Genomic DNA, 24,648 nt, shown 5'->3' with positions numbered 1-24,648 from the left:
CTATTCTTAAACTTCTACGTAATAACGCTTATTATTTGCATAGAGAATATCGATATATGCCTCTTTCGTTTTATCCCCCACGGCACTTAAAAAAACGGTAACCATAGCACTAATCCGCCAGATAGTTGGATTGTCATAGTCTGGGACAATGGAAACTTCCACATCTTTCACTCGCGGTTCATACTCCAAAATACATTTCTGAATCTCTAAACAAATTTTTGCTGACACATCACTTTCAGTATTAGTTGCATCATTAAGATCAATCAATCCAAGATCAGGCGCACTCATAGAATGCCCCTTACGCGCATTTAATATTTTATTAAGATTCTCTTTAATGGAGTGAACGACACTTTCAAAATCCACATCTAATCGATGAACTCGACGATTTGGTTGACCACGATTTAATCGCTCTAAAAAAGAGAGCCCTCGTTGCCGTATGCCATAATTTGTATCATTTGTCATTGCGCCATCCTCATGATAATGGAGCAAGTATTAGCCAATATTGACTAATACTTTTACTTCCACTTTGTCCTAACTACTCATCGCTCTTATCTAAACGTCCCACTAATGAGAGCTCGAAACTTGCTCCCATATATTTAAAGTGTGGACGCACAGCCATTGAAACGCGATACCAACCTGGCTCACCTTCCACATCATGGACGGTAATTTTTGCAGCACGTAATGGACGGCTACTACGAACACCAGCAGGAGGATTCTCTTGGTCTGCGATATATTGGCGAATCCATTCATTAAGCTCACGCTCTAAGTCTTGTCGCTCTTTCCATGCACCAATTTGCTCTCTTTGTAGAACTTTGATGTAGTGCGCAAGACGATTCATGATCATCATATATGGCAGCTGAGTTCCTAACTTATAGTTCGTTTCAGCCTCTTTGCCTTCTTTAGTATTCGGAAAACGTTTTGGTTTTTGCACAGAGTTTGCTGAAAAGAATGCGGCATTATCACTTCCTTTACGCATGGTTAAACTGATAAAACCTTCTTCCGCAAGTTCAAATTCACGACGATCAGTAATTAAAATTTCTGTCGGAATTTTTGCCTCAATCTGTCCTAATGACTCATAGAGATGAACCGGCAAATTTTCTACGGCTCCACCACTTTGAGGACCAATGATATTTGGGCACCAACGATACTTCGCAAAACTTTCTGTAAAACGCGTCGCGAGAGCAAATGCTGTATTTCCCCAAAGATAATCTTCATGAGATGCGGTCACATCCTCTTTATAATCAAATGTTTTTACAGGATTCTCTTCCGGATCGTAGGGTGTTCTAAGTAAGAAACGAGCAGTTGTTAAGCCAAGGTAACGTGCATCTTCTGACTCTCTTAGTGAGCGCCAACGAGTGTAACGAGCACTTTCAAAAATCGATTTAATATCTTTTAGATTAGGTAAATCTTGGTAACTATCAATTCCGAAGAAACTTGCATCGACTGAAGAGATAAAAGGGGCATGCGCCATTGCTCCAACTGCTGAAACATATTGTAATAGCTTCATGTCAGGGGCAGACGGAGAGAAATTATAATTCCCTACGACAAGTCCAATTGGCTCACCCCCAAATTGCGCATATTCACTCGAGTATACATGCTTATAAAAACCGGCTTGAGTAACTTCTGGTGCAAACTCAAAGTCATCTAAAAGTTCATCTTTCTTGACGTTGAGAATTTCAATCTTAATATTCTCGCGAAAATCAGTATTATCTACTAAGAATTTAAGGTTTTTCCAAGAGGTCTCCATCTCTTTAAATGCTTTTGCATGGAGAATTTCATCCATCTGTGCGCTGATTTTACGATCAAGCTCGACAAGCATGCGATCCACTAAGTTTTTATTAACAGGATCTTCTGTACTATCGGTTGCTAAAATATTCGCGATAAATGCCGTCACCCCTTTTTTAGCAACGTCATACCCTTCATCTTGCGGTGTCATTTTTGTTTGCGCAAGAATTTCATCTAGTAAACCCGTACTCGTAGTGGCTTGGCTTACTAACTCTTTACTTTGTTGCGTAGTCATTGTCTCTCCTACTCTTCATCTGTAATAACATTTAGCTCTTTCAGTAACTTTTCTCGAGCATCTTCATCCGCCAATAATTCTTGTAATTTATGTCTAAAAGCTGGCAGATTTCCAAGCGGACCTTTTAATGCCACTAATGCTTCTCGTAACTCTATGAGCTTCTTCAACTCAGGAACTTGCTGAGCAATTGAGTCTGGTGAGAAATCACGCATCGACTCAATTTTTAGATTAATAGGAAGCATTGCATCTTCATCGTCCACTAATCGATTACGCACACCCGTTTCAATCTCAAGATTGCTCTCTTTTAGAACGGACTCAAAATTGTTCTTATTCACCGACACAACCTTACGATCTTCGATAGAGTCTTCCTCATCAATTCCTTTAAAATCCCCTACAACAAGGACTTTAAGGGGGAGTTCAACCTCTTCAACCTGATCACCGGTGGCAGGAACAAATTTAATATTAATACGTTCTTTCGGGGCAACTGACCCAGTTTTCTTACTCATTTCCAGCTCCTTTTTATTTACAAGCTAAAGGCCAAATTTTTGACACTTATACGACAACGTGCGTAAGGGAAGCCCCAGTTTTTCAGATGTTAACTGACGTTTTCCATTACAATGATCAAGACTCTGTTTCAGAATCTCGCACTCAATATCATTTAAAACTCGATTTAATCTCCATTCAGCGCCATTCATTAGACGACTAACAAAATCTTGAATCTGCTCTTCAAGGCTCTTTTCAGACAAGCCATTAGCTAGACCTAGATGCGTTGCGGTTAAAATTTTATCGGTGGCAATCGTTGCCTTTGTTTCAATAAAACTTCGCAACTCATGAAGATTCCCTTGCCATGAATAGTGAAATAGCTGCTTTAAAAATCCTTCGGTATACCCCTGAATCTGTTCAGTTATAGGCAGTTTTTTATTAATTTTTTGAATAAACTTTTCAACAAAATGCTCAAAATCCGATAGACGATCGACAAGTTTAGGAAGTGCTATCACTGATTGACTAATGCGGGCATAAAAATCAGAACGGATAACTCGATTTTTTAACAACTCTTTAATATCCTCTCGTGTTGAAGCGATCACTCGACCGGTAAAGGGATTCTCTCGTTCACTATTAGAATCTTGATAAAGACCATTTAAGAAAACTTGTGCTAACTTTAATTGGATCTCATTAGGCAATGCGCTGATTTCATCTAAAAAAAGCGTGCCATGCCCAACCTGACTGATGAGACCATCATTACCAAAAAGGATTGCTTCCAAATCCTCTTTCGCATTCTCTTCACAATTCAATTCGATATATGGCTCTTTAGAGCGCAATGAGTGTTGGTGAATGATCTTTGCAATATAGGTTTTACCAGTTCCAGACTCCCCCGTTAGCAGTACTGAAATTGCTGCATCGCTAATCATCGCGATTTTACTGACGATTTTGTCCATCTCAAGGGAGTTTGCAATCATATTCTCTTTGATTTTAGACTTAATCACAGAACGTTCTTGATTTGCATTTCCTGATTTTAACGATTGGTTAAGATAATAACGCTCTTCTTTATAGATACGGATTCGGTCAAGGCTTTGAAGAAAAAGTGTGCTCAATTTCATAAAAAAATTTAGCCACTGCACATCAAAATCAACATTACGAAACTCCACTAAATCAATCACAATCAATCCGATAAAATTTCGCTCGCCTTGATGTAGAGGAATAACGGCACACCCGTTAAAAATCCCGCGGTTTCCCATTAGATGGGCAAAATTTTTATCTTGATTACACCAATACATGAATTTCACTTTCTCTATTTCATCGGCACTATTTTCTTGATAGATCGCCGTAAAAGGATGGGAAAATTCTGTAAGATTAAATGTAATAGAGCGATGATTATCTAAGTAGAATTGATCAGACATGTAAATCAATTGCTTTTTATCAGCCGATAACGGCATATAAAAAGCACTCTTAAGACCAAAAAGTTCATGAAAGGCCAACATTAAGTTATTGATCACTTCTTGAGAATCTTGGCTCTCAATCATCTTAAAGACATATCGATGCTCTTTTACATCAGAAGATGCATGAAAGATCATAATCTTTATACCGTTACTGAACTTGTGAAATCCTCATCTACCACGTCAAGAGTAATGCTTTGAATAGTCTCTGCACGACTCAATGCCTGTAATAATTTTAGAGAAAGTGATGGCAATAATTGTCCTTCGATTATCGACTCAATTAAACGTGCACCATTTTCTGAACGCGTTGCCCGTTTACGAATCTCTTCCACAAGCCCGTCACCTAAAAAGACCTCTGCCTCATAGCGTTTTAGCAGTAATTCTTTAAGCTTGTTGAGCTTATGAATAATGATCTCTTCAAGAACCGCACCTTCAAGTGGAAGATAAGGCACTACTTCCATACGTGCTAAAAGCGCCGGTTGGAAGAACTTTGTTAAATCCTGATATAGTACATCTGCCATCTCTTCTTGACGATCAGCATAGTCGACAATTGTTTGATAACCTAAATTTGAGGTCAAAAAGAAAAGGATATTTTGACAATCAATCAATCGTCCTTCACCATCTAATACCTCACCTTTATCAAATACTTGATAGAAGATATTCAGTACTTCTGGATGTGCTTTTTCCACTTCATCTAAAAGAACAATCGAGTAAGGCTTTTGACGAATGGCCTCTGTTAAAATTCCACCTTCTCCATATCCAACATACCCCGGAGGTGAACCAATTAAACGTGAAACAGTGTGTTTCTCTTGATATTCCGACATATTAATCGTCGTAATAAATTGTTTGCCACCATAGAGAAGCTCAGCAATTTGTAAGGCTGTTTCTGTTTTACCCACACCACTTGGACCAACTAACAAAAAAGCCCCTTGTGGTCGTCCTGTTTTTTGCAAGTCTGCTCGCGACGTTAATAAGCGCTGATGAATCTTCTCAAGCGCGATATTCTGGCCTTTAATATTTTTTTCAAGATGTGTTGGAAGCTCGGTCATCTTCACAAGTTCATCCGAATTCATCTGATTAATTGGAACGCCCGTCCAATCTGAAATGACAGAGGCAATTTGTTTTTCATCGACATGCGAATTCACCAATCGCATGTCTCCAACGAGCTCTTCAAAAAGAACCTCTTTCTCTAATAAAAGTCCTAATAATTCAGGCTTTTCTTCTTCTGCTGCATTAAGAATATCATCACGAAGATCTCGAATTTCAAGCGTCAGAGCTTTTTGCTCGTTCCAGCGATTCTCGAGTAATTCTAACTCTGCTAGCGTCTCTTCTTCAATTTTTACAAGATCTTCATAACGTGATTCATTTTTCATGTTTCCCAATAAAAATTCACGCTCTAATAATGCTTTTTCAAGTTTTAGTTCACCCAAATTATTCCGAAGATTGGTGAGTTTCAAGGGAGGAACATTGAAGTTAATCGAAACACGGGCACAAGCTGTATCGAGTATATCAATCGCTTTATCAGGTAATTGACGGCCTGCTAAGTATCGCTCCGATAAAACGACTGATGCAACTAATGCATCATCGGTAATCATAACCTTATGCGCTTTCTCATATGTTTCTCGTAGACCGCGCATAATATTAATCGCTGCTTGAACATGTGGTTCTTCCACCATCACTAATTGGAATCGACGAGAGAGTGCTGGGTCTTTTTCAAAGTACTTTTTGTATTCGCGCCAAGTTGTTGCCGCAATTGTACGCAATTCACCACGAGCTAAAGCAGGTTTTAACAAGTTAGCAGCATCACCGCCTCCTTCACTATTTCCAGCACCAATCAGAGTATGTGCTTCATCAATAAAGAGAATGATCGGGGTTTGCGAATTCTTAACCTCCTCAATCACTCCTTTGAGACGCTTCTCAAACTCTCCTTTTACAGATGCTCCCGCTTGCAAAAGCCCTAAATCGAGCATATAGAGTGTTACACCTTGCAAGGTTTCAGGCACATCACCCACAACAATTTTTTGAGCAAGTCCTTCAATTAACGCACTTTTACCAACTCCAGCATCCCCAACAACTATTGGATTATTTTTTCGCCGACGAGAGAGAATGTCGATCATCAAATAGATCTCTTCATCGCGAGATAAAACGGGATCTAATTCGCCTTCTTTGGCTTGCTGTGTTAAATCAATTGCATATTTTTTAAGATAGGAGGCTTGATCAAGCAAACCATTATTTTTAGTTTTATCGTGCCGTTTATCTTGAGTATTTTCGGCACTATCAGCAAAAATCTCACGAAAGTTATGGCGTAGACTTTCACGATTAACTTTCGAAAAAAGCTTCACAAGCTCAAATGGTAAATAGCGCTCAATACGAAGAAGTACTGCTAACATAAAAGCACCTGAACGGAGCGTCTCTTCATGTAACTCAGTTGTGGAAAGTAACCAAGCATCTTGCAAAGCTTCCACTAAAAGCGGTGAAAAAACAGGATAGCTTTCCAAAACAGCTTCACCATGAGGAAGATATTTTAAAATCTCTTGCTGTAAATCTGCTAAATCAATATCGATATCTTTTAACAAAAGTCGACAATCAGTGAGAGGCATTTCAGTTAATGAATAGAGAAGATGCAAAATAGTCACTTCACTATTTCGGCGCTCTATACAGAGTCCGGCAGCTTCCTCTAGAGCAATCTTATTAATTTCCCCGAGTTTCTCTAAAATAACTGATAAATCGACTCTAATCATATTCGCCTCTATATCTCTCTATCCATGAAAATTAAATAAATGTGAATTTAGGTATAAGAATATATATCAGCGTAAAAACAATTTCTCATATTAAAATCGTTATTCTGATAAAGATCAATTATCGATTTTTAATATGAATATAATTACCACTTGTTAAAAACTTTAATTATATGTTTTTGAATGTTTATTCAAATATTTTATTTAAAATAAAAAGAGCTTATAAAAGCTCTTTTTTCTAACATTACTGTTTTAATAAAAATTAACAATAATCTATTATACCTGGCGTGGGTTTCTCCAGTCATCATAACCTTTAGTACCCGCAGATTCATGATCCCAATCAATTTTACGATAAGCAAATGAGATATCGATTAATTGACGATAAGGTTTGTTTTCTGGGTTAATCGCATTTGGAAGTACTTGATTAATTTCTGTCACAATCGCATCTGTTAATGTTGTTGTAAAGAAATGCTCTTGCTGACCTGAAGATGAAGTACGGTACCATTTCACTTCTACTTTCGGTAATTGCTCACCTGAAACTAATGCGTTATAAAGAAGTGGGACTGCTTTATTAAGATCTACCGTAATAATAAACGGACGATGTACACGTTGGCCAGATGGTTGACCTGATTGCGGGTCTGTTGGAACTGTTACAATATGTTTCACTTCCTGAACTAACATCTCATCTTCATGACCTTCTACATAGATATCACCTACTGATTCCGCCGTAAAAGCTCCCGCTGTAATATTACCTTGAGTTAAACCTTCAATTGATACATAACATGGTGTTGACATATTTTTTCTCCAATTTTCTTAGATTATTGAATAAAACTAAAAGGATTAAATTATGAATTTATAGGAATGACACTCTTTTCATTGGTGAAATAGAATGCACATCTCGAAGATTACAAGAGAAAAAAATCAAAACTGGGAATAAAAATTCCAAACCTGACATTAGTCAATTCCCAACAATGAACAATGGCAATATATTGCCTGTTTGCAATTTTTTGCCATCTTTATTGCTCAATGCTCACTCAAAAATTCGAAGATCCTAAAAAATGGAGAATCAATCCTCTATTATAGAAAAGACTGTAATTGAAGAAATTTTAGGCTTTACATCTGCAAAAGAATTACTATAATAGTACGTCTACTTACACAGTAGACAAATGGAAAAGTGGCCGAGTGGCTGAAGGCGCACCCCTGCTAAGGGTGTATACGTTAATAGCGTATCGAGGGTTCGAATCCCTCCTTTTCCGCCATATTAAAACCCTTAGTTTTTACTAAGGGTTTTTTGTTAATATCATATTATTGGCATACTTTGAGTACTATCTAATCTACTAAAGACTTAAATAACCAATAAAATAAGTAGTCGCTTTTACTCTATAGGGTCTAAATCTTATTCATAACAATCACTAATTGACTCACTACAATACCGAAAATGATCCCAATGACATCTGCAATAAAATCCCATAGATCACCGTTACGACCTTCGATCCATGCATCTTGAACTACTTCACTAAAAAGACCAAAAGCCAATAGGAGTAAAAAGGCTACAAAACGTAAACTATTGCAAGAACGCCCTACAAAATCTGAAACAGATATTGTATGAAATAGTAAACCAGCGAGAACCGCAAATATCGAGAAATGCACAACTTTATCACTGTGCGGAAATAAGAAAGGAGAAGGATTATCGGCTGTGGGTCCCGGAACGAATAGAATCAATAGTACGAGAACAAACCAGAAAAATGTCATGTATGACCATTTTTTAACAATGCTCATGATAAACCTCTCTAAATTGAAATTAGAGCTATTTTATCTGTTTATAGTTCCCTTAAACAAGCATTTCGACAAGATAAAGTGCTCCATTTAAGCTCGCAACACCGATAATCACACTCAAAAAAACATTTCTCCACAAAATATAACTCAACAAAACCAATAGCAACGCCAATACTTTGGCAATAATATCGATGATTTTGGGAGCAAAAATATCGATCTCTAAACTGTGAAAAATTAAAATCGTCATCACGCTCAATGGTAAAGCATAATTTAAGAAGCGTAAGAGATGCGATTGCAAAATCCGCTTCGGTACAAATGTGGGGAAGGCTCGCAAAATAAAGGTAATAATCCCCATGGTAACAATCGAAATTATGAGCATCAGTAAGGATTGATCAACCATTATTCACCACCTTTTTTACTGTCAGTATTCCCTTAAAAAGAATAAAGATCACGGAAGCGATAAGCGCCATTAATAGCGCATATCGTGGAATAATGAGTAGCATTAAGAGATAAAAAATAGCTGCCGCAAGTGTTGGCCACCAAATTCTTTTAGCTCGCATCTGCTCAAACCACAAAATAATAAAGAGCGCCGGAAGTGCAAATTCTAAATTTGGAATAAGTTTTGCTAACTCTTCCCCAGCAATAATGCCAAGAATAGTGGCAAAGACCCAATAAAAATGCACTAAAAAGGCAATTTTTGGAAAGAGAGCTCGCTGCTCTTCCAGCTTTAAATTAGTCATAACGGAAAAACACTCATCTGTAATACAAAATAGACAATATGCTCGCTTCCAACGATTCTTCGGCAGTGCATTCATCAAAGGTAAGGCATAGAAAATATGGCGCAAATTAATCACTAAGGTGTTTATTGTGAGATTTATAAATCCTGCACCTGATGCAATTAATGGAATTGCAGCATATTGGGCAGCTCCAGAAAAAACAATAACCGAGATTAATACTGATATCCACCATGGAATCCCCGCAACACTCGCTAAAACGCCAAAGGCTATTCCCGCGGGTGCATAACCCATCGCCACCGGCGCAGTAACTTTCACTGCATAACGCCAGCTATATTGTTCCTCAGAGCAGATCTTCATTCAGCCTTTCCCCCTTTTTAGATTCTTATAAATGATTGTACAAGTCACATTTTTAATTTATTTAAGCATGTAAGGCTAATTGATCTGCCGATAAATAAAATTCCAAATTCTCAATAAGTCGCTGTTTTACTTCATCGATATTAATATTAGGAATATAATCTCGGATTTGTGCTACTTCTAATCCTTGATAGCCACACGGGTTAATCCCTTTAAATGGTGATAGATCCATATCTACATTAAGACTTAAACCATGATATACCGAACCTTTACGGATACGTAGACCAAGTGCTGCGATCTTTTTCCCATCTACATAAACCCCCGGCGCACTCACATCTCCATTACCGGTAATATCATAACTTTTTAACGTATTGATAATGGCATTTTCAATTGCGCGTACAAGTGAACGAACACCACACTGACGAGCTTTAAAATTAATCAGTGTATATACCACAATCTGTCCTGGGCCATGATAAGTGACTTGCCCACCTCGGTCGACCTGTATAATTGGGATACTTGCGGGATTTAAAATATGCTCCGGCTTACCATTTTGTCCTTGCGTATAAACGGGCGGATGTTCAACAACCCACAATTCATCTATCGTTTCTGGCTGACGCGTTTCAGTAAACTCTTGCATTGCTCTATACACTTCACTATAAGGCTGAAACCCTAATTCTCGTACAATCATTTTTAATCCAAAATATTCTCTGTTTTAGCTATTTTTTATTGTAACGGATATTTGCTCTATTGTGATAAAGCATTATCCTTTCTCCCAATAATAAAAAGCATCACCCATTCTATGGGCGATGCTCTGCTATATATCCCATTCGGGAATTGATGCAATAACAACGAATAAATAGAGATAGTGGAGAATTCTTAATTTATTTCGCTGTTATATTGCATTGCTTCGCTAACAATATGTTCTTTTCGACCAATAAAGAGGTAGATCACAGGTACAATAACCAATGTTAAAATTGTACCAATACTCATTCCTCCAACAATCACCCAGCCAATTGCTTGTCGTGATTCCGCGCCCGCACCTGTTGCTAATGCTAAAGGTACGGAGCCGAGCACCATTGCACCTGTTGTCATTAAGATTGGACGCAGACGCAATGTTGCAGAACGAATAATGGCATCAATCTTTGTCGCGCCTTCAGCACGAATCTGATTTGCAAATTCCACAATTAAAATCCCATGTTTTGTGATTAAACCCACTAATGTCACTAACCCAATTTGGCTATAAATATTGATTGATCCGCCAGAAAAATAGAGTGCACCTAATGCTCCAAATCCAGCTAAAGGCACTGTAAATAGAATAATTAGTGGATCAATCCAGGACTCGAATTGTGCGGCTAATACAAGATAGATAAAAACAAGTGCCATCATAAATATCATCATCATCGATGCACCGGACTCAATAAATTCTCGAGATGAACCCTGATAATCAAGCAGCGCCTCCGGAATCACTTCACGAATAATATCTTCTACCAAGGTAATACCGTCTCCTTGCGAAACACCTTCTTGTAAGTTCGCCGAAATCGTTACAGAACGAAGTTTATTAAAGTGACGTAAATTTTGCGGTGCAATTGTCTCTTCAACGGTAACAAAATTCGATAATGGTACCATTTCACCATATTGTGAACGCACATAGATACCTTCGAGATCTCGAGGCTGACTTCGTTTTTGCGGATCCACTTGAACACGAACATCATACTGCTCTGCACCTTCTTTATAACGCGTCACATTACGTCCACCTAGGGCAGTTTCAAGCGTTCGACCTACAACTGAAACATCGATACCAAGAAGTGCAAGTTTTTCACGATCTACCGAGACTTCAAGTTGCGGTGTATTCATTCGTAGATCATTATCAGGCGAAACCAAGAGGTCATTTTCGCGCATTTTTTGCATAATCTCTGTCACTTGTCGATCAAGCATTTCAAATGACTCATTTGAACGAATAACAATCTGCACATCTTTTGAATCCCCTCGTTGGCCTAATGATTGCGGATTACTTGCAAAAACACGTAATCCCAACGCAACATCTTGAAGACCTTTATTCAAACGTGAAGTGACTGTCATTTGTGATTCATCACGCAGATCCCAATCTGGCAAGGTAACAAAGGCAATCGCCCCCATTGAGATCCCCGAAATTGCGTACACAATACTGCCTTCATCTAAATTTTCTAAAAGATGATCTTCCACCTCTGTAAAGTAACGATCGGTAAAATCAACAGTTGCACCTTCCGGCGTAATAGCCATCACTCGGATCATTCCCCGATCTTCCGTTGGCGAAAGTTCTTCTGGCAATTGAAGATAAAAAAGTGCGGCCATACCTAAAATCGCAACCATTCCAAATAGTACAAAATACCGTCCGCGTAAAAGCAATTTCAAAAACCATTCATAGCCATTTGTTACTGCTTCAAGCAAACATTCAATCTTACTAGAAATGTCACGGAATAGGCGACCAACAGCAGTTTTAGGCGCTTTTTTCTCCGCTTCTTTACTTAACAATAGGCGAGAACACATCATTGGCGAAAGCGTTAAGGCGGTAAAGCCTGAAATCAACACCGTAATCGACAGCGTTACAGCAAACTCAACAAAAAGCTGACCAATACGCCCTTGGGTAAAAGTTAACGGCAGAAAGACCGCCGCAAGGGTGATCGTCATCGCAATAATTGCAAAACCAATCTCTTTTGATCCAACAAATGCAGCTTTCACCGGGCTCATTCCCTCTTCGATATGCCGATGAATATTTTCAAGCATCACAATCGCATCATCCACGACTAATCCAATTGCCAATACAAAAGCTAGGAGTGTCAGAGTATTGATAGAGTAACCAAGGAGATACATAACAAAGAGTGTACCCACTAAAGCGATCGGTACTGTTACCATCGGAATCAATGTCGCACGCCAATTTCTCAGGAAAATGAAGATAATAATTCCTACAAACAGAAGCGCTTCAACAATCGTGCTATAAACAGAACCTAATGATTTATTAATAAAAACTGATGTATCAGACGTGACCGCAATCTCTACACCTTCCGGTAATGCTTCTTGCAAGGAAGGGAGTAATTTTCGAATATTTTCAGAAAGTGTTAAAGGGTTCGCCACCGATTGCTTGATTACCGCCACACCAACACCAGGCTTGCCGTTAAGTCTCGGACGAGAGGTCTCCTCTACACCACCAAGTTCTACAAGTGCAACATCACTTAAACGGACGATAGGACGATTATGATCGACATCGTTATCCGCAACTTTAATTACAATATTTCGAAATTCTTCAACTTGATTAAGATCAGTGCGAGCTACAATAGAAAATTCTTGCGTTGAACTCTTAATTGTGCCCGCCGGAATCTCAACATTTTGGGCTCGAAGAGCTGCTTCCACATCACTGACGGTCACATCTAAAACAGCAAGTTTTTGAGGATCGATCCAAATCCGCATAACGGGCTCTCGTCCGCCCCACAGCGTTACACTAGCGACGCCTTCCAAAAGTTCAATTTGTGGTTGGACAACCGTTTCCACCATTTTCGTGAGGTCAATAGCACTATATTGATCACTTGAAAGCGCTAAAATCACAACAGGATCGGCATCTGAATCAGACTTTTGAATAATGGGTTCATCCACTTCATCCGGTAAGGATCGTTTAGCCCGCGCAACGCGATCTCGGACATCATTCGCCGCTTCTTCGATATTTTTTGTGGAGTTGAAGGTAATATTGACGGAAGACGAACCGCGACGCGAATCTGATTGAATAAAGTCAATTCCATCAACACTCGTTACCGCATCCTCGATTACTTTGGTAACTTGTGTCTCGATAATCTCAGGGCTTGCACCTTGATAACTTGTACGAATACTAATGACCGGCACATCAATGTCGGGGTATTCCCGAATAGACATTCGATCTAACCCAATTAACCCTAAAAGAATTAAAACAATATTAATAACAATGGCAAAAACAGGACGTTTAATCGAAACTTCCGATAATTTCATAAGACTCTATTCCCCCGATTGCATTTCAATAGAAGTTTCTGCTTGTAACTTTTCCAGGGAACGACTCTTTTGAGGGACAATATCACCGGTCGCATCTTTGATTTCGCTTTGATCTTTAATTCTCACCTGTCCTGCTTTTACAACAATATCATTCGGCTCAAGACCTGATAGAACTTCCACATTGAAAGTACTTCGCTCACCAATCTCGACAGGTACAAGTTCAGCAATAAAGGTTTCATCATCGCCATGATCTTGCGCTCGATAGACAAACTGAGCACCTTCCGATGCAAAAATCGATTCTTCTGGGATAATGATCACCTGATAATTAAGCGGAATAAGCAAATTTAATCGCGCAAATGACCCTGCAATTAATGTCTGATCCTCATTATGAAATTTTGCCAAAATAGAAAGTGATCGGCCTTTTTGCTCAATCTCAGGACTGATAGCATACACCTCGGCGGTAAAGACTTTATTAGGGTAATTATCTACCGTAAATTGCACGTTTTGCCCTGTTTCCGCAACATGCGCAACCCGCTCGGGAATATTAAACTCAAGACGCAATTGATCCGTATTAAGAAGGCGTACTACATCTGCACCGGCTTGCACATAATCACCGAGTTCCACACTTTTTAGCCCTATCTTCCCAGTGAACGGTGCATAGATAAAGCGACGATCATAACGTGCTTGAGAGATTGCTTCATTAGCAACGGCTTGTTCATATTCTGCTTGAGCTGCGTCTCTAGCTTGCGCTGTTGAACCACCTTTAGCGGCTAAAAGACGATCTAAGTTCTGTTTTGCTAATAATCGCTTCGCTGAAGCTTCTCGGAGCTCTGCTGCTTCAATTGCTGAATCAAGCGCAATAATCAGATCCCCTTTTTCCACTGTTTCACCCTCTTTAAAGGCAATCTCGACAATACGACCTGCTGCTTCTGGACGAATAATTACTTCTTGAAATGGATATAAAATCCCCACGGCATAAATCTCTTCAAATTTATCCTGAAGCACCACTTCCGAAAGTTCAACATCTGTTACTTTTGCCCATGCAAATGAGGATAGAGTCATTACCCCCATTATGCTTACTAGTAACAACTGTCTTATCAAGTGGTCAATCATCATCAATTACTCCATTAGAAGTTTATTTTTTAAATGCCTTTTATAGCCTTTGCAATATGTTAGCAAAATAGCAGAGATTCAAGTTTTCTATTTTAAATTAATCGTTATAAATATTAATCAAGAGATTAAAACAGAGATACCTTAAGGAATTCTTAATATAATAAAAATCCCTAAAAATTTAGGGATTGAATATAAAGAAAATAACGACCAATAAAACAGCATAACTGCTGAAAATTATTTATAGCTACGCTTTTCCGACGGTATTTCAAGCTGCACAGGATCATCCTCATGAACCCATTCACGCCATAATGCTACGAGTAATGCCATCACAACAGGACCGATGAAAAGCCCAATAATCCCCATCGTTTTAACGCCACCTACGAGCCCTAAGATTGTTGGTAAAAATGGCAGCTTCACCGATCCGCCCACAAGACGAGGGCGAATCGTCTTATCAACAATAAAAAGCTGCATCGTTCCCCAACAAAAGAGAATAATCCCTTGAGTCAGATGCCCACTTCCCACAAGATAAATTGACACTAATGTCATCGACATCGGCGCTCCACCTGGGATTAATGCAAAAATACCGGTAATAACCCCTAATGTGACAGGCATCGGTGCACCAACGAAGTAGTAGACAATCCCGAAAACAATCCCTTCACCAATAGCGATAATCACCATTCCGGAAACCGTGGAACTTACTAAAGTCGGGACAATACGAGAAATACGTTTCCAGCGACCTGGAAAAACACGTTCACCCACTTTGTCGAGCTGCCGACTGACTCTCCGACCATCTTTATAACAGAAAAATAGAATAATCATCACAAACAGTAACGTAAATCCTAATGTACTAAAACTTTTAGTCACGGATTTAGTAATACTGGCAACATAGCTTAATTTAGCAAGCCCAAACTCCATAAAAAAATGGTTAATACCATCAGGCGTTCCAAGATATTCTGCCCAATAACTACCAAGTTCTTCCCCAAAAGGAAGATTTAAAAGCCATGCTGGCGTTGCGACTCCGTAGGTATTTGCTTCTATCAGCCAATTACGCATTAATACAATTTCCCCATAGAGATACTGCACTAACCATAAAAAAGGAACAACAATAACTAAAACAATAAAGGCAGTTGCTAACGAGGCGGATAATAGTGTATTACCTCGGCAGAACCGCACTAAATCTGTATAAGGACGCCACGTCACAAAAGTGATAATCATAGCACCTAATGCCGGCACTAAAAAAGAGTGGAAAAAAACAGCCCCCAACAGCAAGATTAAAATGATAATCCATTTTGCTACGGGATTTGCTGTCAATGGCTGCATTGTTTCTTCCTCTCTATTATTACGCTATTTAAATATGTTCGACGCTAATCACTTCATATACACGACTGCCACCGGGTGTTTGGATCGTCACTTCATCATCCACTTCTTTTCCGATAAGTGCTCGAGCAATAGGTGAAGCAATCGATAGTTTATTCTGTTTTACATCTGCTTCATGCTCACCCACAATCTGATAGCTTACTTCAACATCTTCAGTCACATCAAAAAGTGTAACAGTGACGCCAAAAATAATTTTTCCCGTGTTAGGAATTTCAGTAATATCAATTACTTGAGCATTTGCGAGTCGAGCTTCATAATCCGCAATTCGCCCTTCGATAAAACTCTGCTCTTCACGTGCCGCGTGATATTCAGCATTTTCTTTTAAGTCACCATGCTCGCGCGCTGTGGCAATCGATTCAATTACACGAGGTCTTTGGACTTGTTTCAAATCATCTAATTCGCGGCGCAAAGCTTCAGCGCCCACTTTTGTCATGGGAAATTTTTTCATTTCTCAATATCCTTTTATTATTCTTTTTAAACGTTCATAGCCCACATATAGTCCACAGTATCAACACGTGAACTATGAACTATTTTAGGATTACATTACCACCAACCAACATTCTCCATATCTTTCCAAGGTGCCTGTGGTGCTTTAGGCTCCCCCTTTTGGAGTAACTCAATCGAGATATCATCAGGTGATCTAAAGAAAGCCATCCAACCATCTCTTGGTGGAACGTTAATTTCGATACCAGCATCCATTGCGCGCTGACAAATCTCATAAATATCATCCACTTCAAAAGCCAGATGACCAAAAGCACGACCAATGCCATACTTCTCTTCAGAGTCCCAATTGTAAGTCAGCTCTACTTCTACATCTTGTCCTTCAGCAGCCAAATAAACTAACGTACATTCCCATTGAGGATATTCTTTACGGCGTGTTTCCTTTAACCCTAAAATCTCAGTAAAAAACTTTAGAGACTCATCGAGATTTGATACTCGAACCATTGTATGTAAAAAACGCATAATTTTTCTCCTATAAAAAGTATAACGGGTATGACCTTTTAACTTCATACCCGTTTATATCATACTATTAATTGCGATATATGTGGTATGAGATTCAACTCCTACTCACATATTCTTAATAGAAGTTTACTCTGATTTTGTTTCTGGAGCTTTTTGCTCACTTGCTTGTTCTGTTACGGCTTTAGCTTCTTCTAATTCGCCTGCCTCAACCATTGCAGCATCAACCTTTTCTTTCGTTTCTGCCGCACTGTCACCAACTTCTGCCGTAGCAGGTTCTTCCTCTGCGACAATATCTTCGGCCGGACTACTTACCGCTACTTCAATACCACTTTTTGCAAGAATAAAGTCCACAGTATGAATGACTTCTTCATCTGTTAAACGTGGATCCCCACCTTTTGCAGGCATCAAGTTGCGTCCATGAAGCGCACTGTTGTGTAATCCATCTAAACCACGTTCTGCAAAACGTTGTGCCCATTGCGTATTATCACCCATATGTGGCGCATCATTGAGACCTGTATCATGACAGCTAGCACAAAGTGAAGCATACACTTCCTCAGGAGCTTTAGCTTTTACCACATCAGATACTAAGTTACCTGTATTGACACGTCCATAAGGTACCAAACGCTCTTCTACTAATTCACGATTTTCAAATGGAGTACCGCCAATACTACGGTCGATCAACTTCCAAAATGAAGTCACAAGCACTAATAAAATAACGACTAATGCAAGTACCGCAAGAATAGTAAGTACTGAAAAAGAAAACTTATCTGACTGTTTTTGCACGATCTGCTCCTAGAAAATAACAAGCCAATTTATATGATTTAAATAATTTAATACCCGATAATGATAAATCAACTCTCTATCTTTTACTAGTGTACTAAATCAAAGAAATGTGCTTTTATTTTGCGACAATAACTTGAGCAGCACGAATTAAACGATCATTAAGCATATAACCATTTTGTGCAACCGTAATGATCTGGTTTGTTTCATAGCCTTCATGCGGGATCATCGAAATGGCTTGATGCAATTCAGGATTGAGTTTCTCACCTTCTGGATTAATCTGCTTCACACCATACTTTTCGCAGACCCCAAGTAACATTTTATACATTAGCTGAGAACCTTCTCTAAAACGTTTTAGCTCATCAGATGATGTATCATCAACTGCTTTCATCTCTAATTCCATAGCATCAATAATAGGAAGAAGATCTTTCACAAATTTATCTAAAGCATATTTATGTGCATTAGCGACATCCATTTCGGCACGGCGGGTAATATTTTGAACTTCTGCTGCTGCGCGCACATATTGATCGTAAAGTTTCTCTTTTTCTGCTTTTAACGCCTCGATCTCCGCAAGATTGTTATCAACCTCTTCTTCTGCAAGCTCAACCTCTTCTTCAATCAACTCATCTACTGTTTCAGGTGTCTCTGTTAAGTTCTCTTTACTCATTTTCTTTTCCTTTTTATTGAATAATACAGGCTATTATACAATGAAAAATGGCTTCTTTGGTGTCTAGTTTAACCAAGTCTCTACGTCTAGAACACACTATTAATTTTCATCTAGCTCATCATCAAGCAGTAGATCATCAAAGCTATCGAGATCAAATTCTTTTGCAAGTTTTTTCTGAAGAGCGCGTTCTTCTCTAATAGCCTCAATACTTCTCCATGCTTGGGACTTTGCCCCTTTTACCTCTGTGACATCAGGGACATCCTCTTCAATGATATCATCGTCATCTAATAAATCATCATCGTAATCATTCGACATGAGAAACTCCTTTCACCAAAAAATTAAAATATTTGCATGCTTATACAATATTTAGAGATAATTGCAAGCCTTTATACACTACTGTTATTTACTATCAAAACTATATGCTCTCCTATATGGAGTTCCTCTATAAAAAAGACAAGTTCATGAGTAAAAAATACTCATCAAACATAGAGTAAAATAGAGAGTATAATTAGTCTTTTCAGTGGATATCGATTATCGTTAGTTCACTATTTATTTATGTGGTAAAACTTAGGAGCTATTTAAACATGATTTCAGGATTTATTCTCAAGGATAATCGTCTTCGACAAATAACTGTCCAACAGGCTGGAGATTTCACCGATCAAATGATTTGGATTGATCTTGTAGACCCTACTGAAGAAGAAAGGCTCCTTGTCGAAAACCACTTTAAACTTGATCTTCCTGAAAAAGCCGAAATTAATGATCTTGAAGCATCTGCACGTTTTTATGAGGATGAAGATGGTCTACACATCCATAGTTTCTTTCTGAATATTTTCGACTCAAGCGCTCAAAATATAACCGTAGCTTTTTCTATCTATAACAACCGACTGTTTACAATTCATGATGAAGACTTAGCAGCTTTTCGTCTCTATCGACTTCGCGCTCGCCAAGTGCAACTCGAACTTGATGAAGGCGAGGTAGATGTCATGAATATTCTTATTGGACTTCATGAAACAGCAATTGAACATGTTGCAGATGTGCTTGAACGTATCTATGCAGAACTCGAAAACACAAGTCCGTATGTATTAGCGATGGATGATGAATCTGAAGATGACAAGAAAAAAAATAAAAAACGTCAACGCTTAGAGTCGCAAGATGAAGACTCTGATAAAAAACCAACCATGGAAGAAGTTCTTCAAAATATTGCAATGCAAGAAGATATGAATGGTAAAGCGCGCCTTTCATTAATGGATACACGCCGCTCTTTCTCTTTCTTAATGCGTACACAACTTCTTTCCGAAGAGCAAAAGACAGATGTCCGCGAGATACTTCAAGATTTAGAATCGCTAACTGGCCATACAACATTCCTTTTTGACAAGGTGAACTTCTTACTCGATGCCGCTACTGGTAAAATTTCGCTCGAACAAAGTCGTATTATCAAAATCTTCTCCATCGCTTCAGTTGTATTCCTACCTCCTACATTAATTGCAAGTATCTACGGTATGAACTTCCCAATGCCTGAGCTGAATTACGCTATCAGCTACCCAATTTCAATTGGTGCAATGATTCTCTCGGGAATTGCACCTTATCTACTCTTCAAGCGTAAAGGATGGCTATAATCTCCCATTTATCATTCACTACCGTCAAAAAAACGGCCTCTATATTTAAGAGACCGTTTTTTTGTATTCATCGTACGCAATAATAGGTACTTTTATAAAACAAATATCTATAACTGTATGTTGATAAACAATTTATTTACTAGCTTCTGCAGCTGATACCTGAACTTTTCCTTGCTCAACAACCATATCTAATACATGCTTTACGGAACCATCCTCATTTTTATACTCTTTTAAACGAAGACGATATTCATAATCTTCCACGGGTGTAAAACCTTCAATCGCCGTTGGATAAATCTCCCATTCACCATCTTTCTCTTTTTTCACCTGTAAACAGGTTCCCTCACTATCTTCACAAGGAACCGTTTTATCAGAAACATAGTAAAAGACAAGCTCATAAGGCTTCGCTTCAATATCGAGATATTGTCCTTTATCGAGTTCAACTGGAATATAAACAGAATTTTGCTCTTCTCCAACTGTGCCGACTAAATAAAGACTATCGCCTTGACGCAAAATTTTAGGTGTACTTTGCACAAATTGTGCAACGCGCTCATCAAGTTTTTGAAGATCTCCAGGACATGCCATCATTGTCGATGCCAGCCCTGCCGCATGGTTACCCTGTTTGACTCTAAATCCACCATTTTCGGTAATATGAACGCGCCCCATCATCGTATTACAGCCACCAGTGACTGCAAAATGGTTATCATCTAAATCCAATACAACTTTCACGTCTTGCTGCGCATCTAATGGCTCAATTGCCAATGAGTCTGCCATTGCAATTCCTGTACCGATCAAAAGACTCAAACCATATAGTGATGCTTTTCGTAAATTCATAGATCAACCTCTATTCTTGTTATCATGACTATAAGTTTATCATGCTTTAGATTTTTTATAGAAAACTATTATCTATGTAATATCACTATCCTAAAGACGTTATAGCACTAGCTTTTGTGCTTTTATTAAACAAATATAAAAATAAAGATGACAAGCAAATATTTTTTCGTATAATAGCATTCCTTAGTTGAAAACAACTATTAGGAAATACGGAGTGGTAGTTCAGCTGGTTAGAATACCTGCCTGTCACGCAGGGGGTCGCGGGTTCGAATCCCGTCCATTCCGCCATATTTAAAGTTGCTTAACATTACTTATTAAGCAAAGCTATTGAGAGTAGCAATTCTAATCTCGGAGTGGTAGTTCAGCTGGTTAGAATACCTGCCTGTCACGCAGGGGGTCGCGGGTTCGAATCCCGTCCATTCCGCCATTAACATCAAAACCTAGATCAATGATCTAGGTTTTTTTGTATCTATATAATGGTAAACCGCTTCTGCAAAGCTGATATCTCTAGTACAATTCCTCAATCGTCTTTACATAACAGTGGGCTATGAGGTAACCAATATCATGACACTTAAATTATCGCGTTTTTTAGCCTTCTTCACCCTATTAACGCTCACCGCCACTCCTATTGCTTTTCCAAAAGAGTGGCATCAAGTTAAAACTCCAACCTCTGGAAAGCCCGAAATATATGGTAGTTACGCCAATGGTTGCTTTAGCGGAGGAATTACCATTCCAATTAGCGATTCTAATTATGAACAAGTACGGCCAAGCCGAAATCGCAATTATGGCATGCCTGCGATTCAAGAACTCATTGAAAATCTCAATCGCTTTGGCGCAGCTAAATCGCGCGTTTTGATTTTTGGTGATATATCTCAACCCCGAGGCGGTCCTGCAAACTTTGGCCACGCGAGCCACCAAACAGGATTAGATATGGATATCTGGTTCGAAGAACGTGAAAACCATCTACCGAATTCTCTTAAAGAATCCCTACAAACACCATCAGTGGTAAATCCTAAAACTGGTGAAATAAACAATCATTGGCGGCCTTTTTATCGTGACCTACTTTACACAGCAGCCACTTATCCGCAAACAGAGCGTATTTTTGTAAATCCGGTTATTAAAGCACATCTCTGTCGAACAGAATCAAATCGAGCCTGGCTCGAAAAATTACGTCCTTGGTATGGTCATGACTCACACTTCCATATTCGTTTAAAATGTCCCAAAGGTAGCGAAGGTTGTATAGCTCAAGCACCAATCCCTAAAGGTGAGGGTTGCGACGCCAATCTTACTAATTGGGTGAAAGATCAGATACAGTGGACAACAGCACCCCAAAAAACGGATACACCAGCTCAACCTAAACCAAAGAAAGTAATGCCCCTGGAATGCCATAATATTTTGCGACAAGAATAAAAAAGCTTGGAATACCCATCGTCCTTGATGAGCTCCAAGCCTTCTATTCCCTCTTTGGAATTCGTTATTACTCCGCTAAAGATTGATCTCGCAAGAGGATAGTATTTAGTAGAACATTCGCACCATTTTGACAATCATGTGGTGAAATCGACTCTTCTTCATTATGGCTGATACCATCTTTACAGGGGATAAAGATCATAGTGGTCGGGCAATGCTTTGCTAAATGGATAGCATCATGACCTGCACCGCTAACAATCTCTCGGTACGATAGACCAAGATTATTAACGGCCTCTAACACTAACGCTATACAAGATTGATCAAATGGGATGGGCGGAGATATCCAACGCTCTTCAATCCTGATATCAACACCTTTCATTGCACTAACTTGTTGTGCGATATTTTTTACATGTTGTATAGCCGCTTGCAGTTGATCTAAATTAGGGTGACGAAGATCCAAAGTTGCTTCAATATGACCTGCAATTGTATTTCTAGAGGAATTTTGCACTAATACTTCACCCATAGTAACTAATAGGTCATCTACTTTACTAAATGACTTTTCAATCGCCATCATCAGATGGGAAAGCGCAAAAATCGTATCTTTTCGGTATGCCATCGGCGTTGTTCCTGCATGCTGGGAGCGTCCTGTAAAAATAAGGTCAAGCCATGCTATTCCCTGTCCGCCGGTCACAATCCCAATCTCTTTTGACTCAGCTTCTAACACAGGTCCTTGCTCTATATGAAGTTCAAAGTAACTCTCAAACTCCCGCTTGAGTTCTAAATTTCCCATCTCTTGCATCATCACTAAAGCATCGTGCAACGTAATACCGTCTCGATCTTGACACTTCATTGCAACATCTAGTTGTAGTTCACCAATAAAGAGGCTAGATCCCATCATTGCTGGAGAGAACCTTGCTCCTTCCTCATTCATCCAGACAGCGATTTCGATATCACGAGTAGGCTGATACTGATTTTCATCAAGAGTCCTGACAACTTCCAATGCCGCCAGAACGCCATATACGCCATCAAACTTCCCGCCTTTGGGTTGCGTATCAAGATGACTTCCCATAACAATAGGTGGTTTCGTTGATACTTTTCCCTTATAGCGAGCAAAGAGGTTTCCTACTTTATCGCGATGAATTTCTAGCCCCAAATCTTCACACCAACTACAAAATAGTGCCCTTCCATCTCTATCCTCAGCAGTTAAAGCAACACGAGAACTCCCCCCTTTATCAGTTGCCCCAATTTTGGCCATCTCCATTAATGAATCCCAAAGGCGATCAACATTAATTTTCATCTGCGAGTACCTCTTTAAATCCGCGTAGATAGCTCTCCATATTCACCGCTAACTTTTCAATTAAATAACCGCCTTCAATGAGCCCTAAAACAGGTTTATTAAGCGCCAATACAGCTTGTGCAATTTTATAAATTCCAAGAGTTGTAACCGCGGTTTTACTTTGAGGATCATCCTTATAGACATCAAACCCCATATTATGAATAATTACATCTGGATTAAAGGTTTGGGCACTTTCGATAGCTTCATCAAGCAGTCTTAAATAATCCTCTTCCGACAATCCATGAGCAAAAGGATAATTTATATTAAATCCTTCTCCCTTACCTACTCCTCGCTCCTCTTCAAAGCCCGCAACAACAGGATAAAAATTCGTAGGATCTCCATGAAGAGAGATATAAAGTACATCCTCTCGCTCATAAAAAATCTCTTGAATACCTTGACCGTGGTGAACATCAGTATCGAGTATCAGAATCTTTCTCACTTGGCTATTTGCCAGTAGATATTCTGCTGCAATCGCTGCATTATTCACAAAGCAGAACCCACCAGCGGCTTCGCTTCGTGCATGGTGCCCTGAAGGACGACTAATGGAAAGACTATATTTCTTTCCTTCACAAAGATCTTTTGCTGCATTTAGCGCACTTTGGGCTGACCAGTAGATCGATTCCCAAGTATATTTACCAATCGGCGCACTGCCATCGGCAATGTAGCGCGCAGCTTTTGCTAAAATACCTTTTTGCGCATTATAATCTTTAACAAAAATATTAGGAATTACCTCATCGCCCCAATCCTCGGGCACTTTATGCCACTCTTTATAAGCAGTGCGTAAAAAGTCAATATATGCTAATCCATGCACTTGCGTGAGGTAATCCAAACCTAACTCTTGTGGTTTTGTCACCGTTAATCCTGCATTTTTAATCCCTTTTTGAAACTCATACACTCGTTGAGGAACCTCTTGCGGTTCGCGCATTTTTCCCCGAGAAAAATAAGTTTGTGGGTCATGCAGTGCTTGTTTTTCATGATAATAAATATTCATTTTTAGTCCTCCAAA

The 24,648-nt window shown here is 39.1% G+C and carries 23 protein-coding genes and 3 tRNA genes; 5 read left to right on the top strand and 21 right to left on the bottom strand.

The features are described from left to right. Nucleotides 1–6: 6 nt before the first annotated feature. The 6 genes from tssE to ACPF7B_RS00765 all read right to left on the bottom strand — a co-directional run bounded on the left by tssE (nt 7) and on the right by ACPF7B_RS00765 (nt 7,487). The gene (gene tssE, locus ACPF7B_RS00790; RefSeq protein WP_490505740.1) at nt 7–462 is read right to left on the bottom strand and encodes a type VI secretion system baseplate subunit TssE; all 456 of its coding nucleotides are present in this window, start codon (nt 460–462) and stop codon (nt 7–9) included. 73 nt (nt 463–535) lie between these two features. After that, complete coding sequence (tssC, locus tag ACPF7B_RS00785; RefSeq protein WP_490505739.1) at nt 536–2,020, bottom strand: type VI secretion system contractile sheath large subunit; 1,485 nt, start codon at nt 2,018–2,020, stop codon at nt 536–538. An 8-nt stretch (nt 2,021–2,028) separates the two neighbouring features. Beyond that, on the bottom strand, nt 2,029–2,526 hold the full coding sequence (gene tssB, locus ACPF7B_RS00780; protein ID WP_490505738.1) for a type VI secretion system contractile sheath small subunit: 498 nt from the start codon (nt 2,524–2,526) through the stop codon (nt 2,029–2,031). A gap of 24 nt (nt 2,527–2,550) precedes the next feature. Beyond that, nucleotides 2,551–4,092: a sigma-54-dependent transcriptional regulator gene (locus ACPF7B_RS00775; protein WP_490505737.1), complete on the bottom strand. Its 1,542-nt coding sequence runs from the start codon at nt 4,090–4,092 to the stop codon at nt 2,551–2,553. Between the two features lie 5 nt (nt 4,093–4,097). Continuing rightward, nucleotides 4,098–6,695, bottom strand: a complete 2,598-nt coding sequence (gene tssH, locus ACPF7B_RS00770; protein WP_490505736.1) for a type VI secretion system ATPase TssH — start codon at nt 6,693–6,695, stop codon at nt 4,098–4,100. Between the two features lie 273 nt (nt 6,696–6,968). Next, on the bottom strand, nt 6,969–7,487 hold the full coding sequence (locus ACPF7B_RS00765; protein WP_490505735.1) for an Hcp family type VI secretion system effector: 519 nt from the start codon (nt 7,485–7,487) through the stop codon (nt 6,969–6,971). A 373-nt stretch (nt 7,488–7,860) separates the two neighbouring features. Here ACPF7B_RS00765 and ACPF7B_RS00760 point away from each other — a divergent pair. After that, nucleotides 7,861–7,951: transfer RNA gene (locus ACPF7B_RS00760), tRNA-Ser, on the top strand. A 130-nt stretch (nt 7,952–8,081) separates the two neighbouring features. Here ACPF7B_RS00760 and ACPF7B_RS00755 read toward each other — a convergent pair. The 12 genes from ACPF7B_RS00755 to ACPF7B_RS00700 all read right to left on the bottom strand — a co-directional run bounded on the left by ACPF7B_RS00755 (nt 8,082) and on the right by ACPF7B_RS00700 (nt 18,767). Beyond that, entirely contained in the window at nt 8,082–8,471 is a 390-nt protein-coding gene (locus tag ACPF7B_RS00755) for a VanZ family protein (RefSeq protein ID WP_490505734.1), read from the bottom strand. A gap of 52 nt (nt 8,472–8,523) precedes the next feature. Further along, nucleotides 8,524–8,868, bottom strand: a complete 345-nt coding sequence (locus ACPF7B_RS00750) for an AzlD domain-containing protein (protein ID WP_490505733.1) — start codon at nt 8,866–8,868, stop codon at nt 8,524–8,526. After that, entirely contained in the window at nt 8,861–9,562 is a 702-nt protein-coding gene (locus ACPF7B_RS00745) for an AzlC family ABC transporter permease (protein WP_490505732.1), read from the bottom strand. The genes ACPF7B_RS00750 and ACPF7B_RS00745 overlap by 8 nt, the downstream gene beginning before the upstream one ends. A gap of 61 nt (nt 9,563–9,623) precedes the next feature. Further along, nucleotides 9,624–10,247, bottom strand: a complete 624-nt coding sequence (gene lipB / locus ACPF7B_RS00740; RefSeq protein ID WP_490505731.1) for a lipoyl(octanoyl) transferase LipB — start codon at nt 10,245–10,247, stop codon at nt 9,624–9,626. A gap of 188 nt (nt 10,248–10,435) precedes the next feature. Continuing rightward, entirely contained in the window at nt 10,436–13,552 is a 3,117-nt protein-coding gene (locus ACPF7B_RS00735) for an efflux RND transporter permease subunit (RefSeq protein WP_490505730.1), read from the bottom strand. Nucleotides 13,553–13,558: 6 nt separating this feature from the next. Beyond that, entirely contained in the window at nt 13,559–14,668 is a 1,110-nt protein-coding gene (locus ACPF7B_RS00730; RefSeq protein ID WP_490505729.1) for an efflux RND transporter periplasmic adaptor subunit, read from the bottom strand. A gap of 231 nt (nt 14,669–14,899) precedes the next feature. Next, nucleotides 14,900–15,985, bottom strand: coding sequence for an AI-2E family transporter (locus ACPF7B_RS00725; RefSeq protein ID WP_490505728.1), 1,086 nt, complete (start codon nt 15,983–15,985; stop codon nt 14,900–14,902). 28 nt (nt 15,986–16,013) lie between these two features. Continuing rightward, nucleotides 16,014–16,490 carry a transcription elongation factor GreA gene (gene greA, locus ACPF7B_RS00720; RefSeq protein WP_490505727.1) on the bottom strand — a complete coding sequence of 159 codons (477 nt, stop codon included), beginning with the start codon at nt 16,488–16,490 and terminating at the stop codon, nt 16,014–16,016. A 95-nt stretch (nt 16,491–16,585) separates the two neighbouring features. Next, nucleotides 16,586–17,005 carry a VOC family protein gene (locus ACPF7B_RS00715; RefSeq protein ID WP_490505726.1) on the bottom strand — a complete coding sequence of 140 codons (420 nt, stop codon included), beginning with the start codon at nt 17,003–17,005 and terminating at the stop codon, nt 16,586–16,588. A 126-nt stretch (nt 17,006–17,131) separates the two neighbouring features. Beyond that, the gene (locus tag ACPF7B_RS00710; protein ID WP_490505725.1) at nt 17,132–17,788 is read right to left on the bottom strand and encodes a c-type cytochrome; all 657 of its coding nucleotides are present in this window, start codon (nt 17,786–17,788) and stop codon (nt 17,132–17,134) included. A gap of 115 nt (nt 17,789–17,903) precedes the next feature. Then, nucleotides 17,904–18,452 (bottom strand): nucleotide exchange factor GrpE, encoded by a 549-nt coding sequence (gene grpE, locus ACPF7B_RS00705; protein WP_490505724.1) that lies wholly within the window; start codon nt 18,450–18,452, stop codon nt 17,904–17,906. Between the two features lie 99 nt (nt 18,453–18,551). Next, on the bottom strand, nt 18,552–18,767 hold the full coding sequence (locus ACPF7B_RS00700) for a PA3496 family putative envelope integrity protein (RefSeq protein WP_490505723.1): 216 nt from the start codon (nt 18,765–18,767) through the stop codon (nt 18,552–18,554). A 269-nt stretch (nt 18,768–19,036) separates the two neighbouring features. Here ACPF7B_RS00700 and corA point away from each other — a divergent pair, with 269 nt between their 5' ends. Further along, the gene (gene corA / locus ACPF7B_RS00695; RefSeq protein ID WP_490505722.1) at nt 19,037–20,068 is read left to right on the top strand and encodes a magnesium/cobalt transporter CorA; all 1,032 of its coding nucleotides are present in this window, start codon (nt 19,037–19,039) and stop codon (nt 20,066–20,068) included. Between the two features lie 132 nt (nt 20,069–20,200). Here corA and ACPF7B_RS00690 read toward each other — a convergent pair whose 3' ends face one another. Next, nucleotides 20,201–20,899 carry a DUF4377 domain-containing protein gene (locus ACPF7B_RS00690; RefSeq protein ID WP_490505721.1) on the bottom strand — a complete coding sequence of 233 codons (699 nt, stop codon included), beginning with the start codon at nt 20,897–20,899 and terminating at the stop codon, nt 20,201–20,203. Between the two features lie 211 nt (nt 20,900–21,110). Here ACPF7B_RS00690 and ACPF7B_RS00685 point away from each other — a divergent pair. From ACPF7B_RS00685 to mepA, 3 genes are all read left to right on the top strand, one after another. Continuing rightward, a tRNA-Asp gene (locus ACPF7B_RS00685) sits at nt 21,111–21,187 on the top strand. A 62-nt stretch (nt 21,188–21,249) separates the two neighbouring features. Further along, nucleotides 21,250–21,326: transfer RNA gene (locus ACPF7B_RS00680), tRNA-Asp, on the top strand. Between the two features lie 137 nt (nt 21,327–21,463). Continuing rightward, nucleotides 21,464–22,309 (top strand): penicillin-insensitive murein endopeptidase, encoded by an 846-nt coding sequence (gene mepA / locus ACPF7B_RS00675; protein ID WP_490505720.1) that lies wholly within the window; start codon nt 21,464–21,466, stop codon nt 22,307–22,309. A gap of 67 nt (nt 22,310–22,376) precedes the next feature. On the opposite strand, the gene ACPF7B_RS00670 is transcribed toward mepA, so the two are convergent. Together ACPF7B_RS00670 and ACPF7B_RS00665 are read right to left on the bottom strand one after the other, a co-directional pair. Continuing rightward, nucleotides 22,377–23,603, bottom strand: coding sequence for a Zn-dependent hydrolase (locus ACPF7B_RS00670; RefSeq protein WP_490505719.1), 1,227 nt, complete (start codon nt 23,601–23,603; stop codon nt 22,377–22,379). Further along, on the bottom strand, nt 23,593–24,633 hold the full coding sequence (locus tag ACPF7B_RS00665; RefSeq protein WP_490505718.1) for a histone deacetylase family protein: 1,041 nt from the start codon (nt 24,631–24,633) through the stop codon (nt 23,593–23,595). Before ACPF7B_RS00665 ends, ACPF7B_RS00670 begins: the two co-directional genes overlap by 11 nt. Nucleotides 24,634–24,648 lie beyond the last annotated feature (15 nt).

The organism is Ignatzschineria sp. 22MB058224, assembly GCF_058188435.1.
Note: the sequence above shows the minus strand (reverse complement) of the source record. Positions and strands in the feature narration are given on the sequence as shown.